The sequence below is a fragment of the Mesorhizobium sp. M7A.F.Ca.CA.004.06.1.1 genome, from assembly GCF_003999135.1.
In the GTDB taxonomy this organism is placed as follows: Bacteria; Pseudomonadota; Alphaproteobacteria; order Rhizobiales; family Rhizobiaceae; genus Mesorhizobium.
Genome location: NZ_RZPQ01001435.1, coordinates 1 through 471, shown reverse-complemented (window position 1 = coordinate 471; position 471 = coordinate 1). Strand labels below are relative to the sequence as shown.

At 63.1% G+C, this 471-nt stretch carries 1 protein-coding gene; it reads left to right on the top strand.

Annotated features, from left to right (window positions below; all coding sequences use genetic code 11):
* The coding region (locus tag EN906_RS36800; protein ID WP_164777737.1) for an arginase family protein at positions 1 to 471 on the top strand (471 nt) is incomplete at both ends.

The window sequence follows — 471 nt, the reverse complement described above, 5'->3', positions numbered from 1 at the left end:
CTTCATTGACGGCAACGCCGATTTCTTCCAGCCAGAGGCGGAACCCAATGGTGAGGGTGCCTCGATGGACCTCGCCTTCGTCACCGGCTACGGTCCCTCGCTTCTGACCGACATCGAAGGTCGCGGTCCTCTGGTCCGCCCTGAAGACGCTGTCGCCTTCGCGTATCGCGATCACAAGGATCAGGAGGAGTACGGAAGCCAGCCGCTCCCCGAGGAGCTCAAGGTGCTTGACCTTCCCGCTGTGCGCGCGACGGGCATCGAGGCCGCCGCACGCGAAGCGGTCGATCACCTGACGAGAGCGGAATTGGACGGCTTCTTCATCCATCTCGACGCCGACTGTCTCGACGATGTCATCATGCCGGCTGTCGATTTTCGCGTGCCAGGCGGGTTGTCGTGGGACGAGTTAACGGCCGCGCTCCGGCTTGCCTTGGCGAGCGGCAAGGCAGTCGGCCTCGAGATCACCATCTACAA